Source organism: Streptococcus danieliae, assembly GCF_013415245.1.
Classification (GTDB): Bacteria; Bacillota; Bacilli; order Lactobacillales; family Streptococcaceae; genus Streptococcus; species Streptococcus danieliae_A.
Map to the genome: position 1 here is coordinate 1 of NZ_JACBXX010000147.1, position 879 is coordinate 879.

General features: G+C 41.2%; 1 protein-coding gene. It reads left to right on the plus strand.

The features are described 5' to 3' along the window. Window positions 1-511: 511 nt before the first annotated feature. Window positions 512-879: reverse transcriptase domain-containing protein (locus tag HZY94_RS07135; RefSeq protein WP_257151905.1), on the plus strand; the 368-nt coding region annotated here is incomplete at its 3' end.

The window sequence follows — 879 nt, forward strand, 5'->3', positions numbered from 1 at the left end:
AGACTAGATGAACAAGGCCTAGGTCTAGTAAATTGATTGGCATCTGTTTCCTCCGATTTTTTATCTTTTTATTAGTATATCGGATAATAGGGATTCAAGATAGATACCTCGTTATTGGACGCTTACGCTCTACGAACAGAAATGTGATATGAAGGCGTATGTAGTGGATGAGGAGGCTGAAAGCTCTAAAGTCCCAAAAGGTAGTCGTAACCTATATGCGTAGATCACGAGAGTAAACGAGGAAAGATATACGACTTATCCCGTGAGGTCTCATGAGCGTCGTAGACGTAGTAACAACGAATCATGAGAAGTCAGCCGAACCCATAGTAGTAATGAAGTTTCTGTAATGGAAATGGAGCGAAGGGGCGAACAATTAACCGAAGTAATCCTACTTCACTTGTGTCTGTAAAAGAACGGTCTGATAGAACTGGAGACGGTCACGTATTGACTAGGAGAAGGTTCACGAATATAAGATGTCCCTCAGACACCGAAACAAGAAAGGAATACACACATGTCAGAATTGCTAGATAAGATATTATCTCGGAATAATATGCTTGAAGCCTATTATCAGGTAAAAAGAAACAAGGGTTCTGCTGGTATCGACGGAGTTACCATTGAGGAAATGGATGATTTCCTACGGCAACATTGGCGAGAAACCAAGGAACTTATAAAGCAGAGGAAGTACAAACCTCAACCAGTTTTACGAGTTGAAATTCCTAAGCCAAATGGTGGCGTCCGAAATCTTGGAATTCCTACAGTCATGGACAGAATGGTGCAACAAGCGATTGTTCAAACCATCAGTCCAATCTGTGAAAGACACTTTTCAGAGTATAGTTATGGCTTTCGTCCCAATCGCTCTTGTGAGACAGCTATTATTCA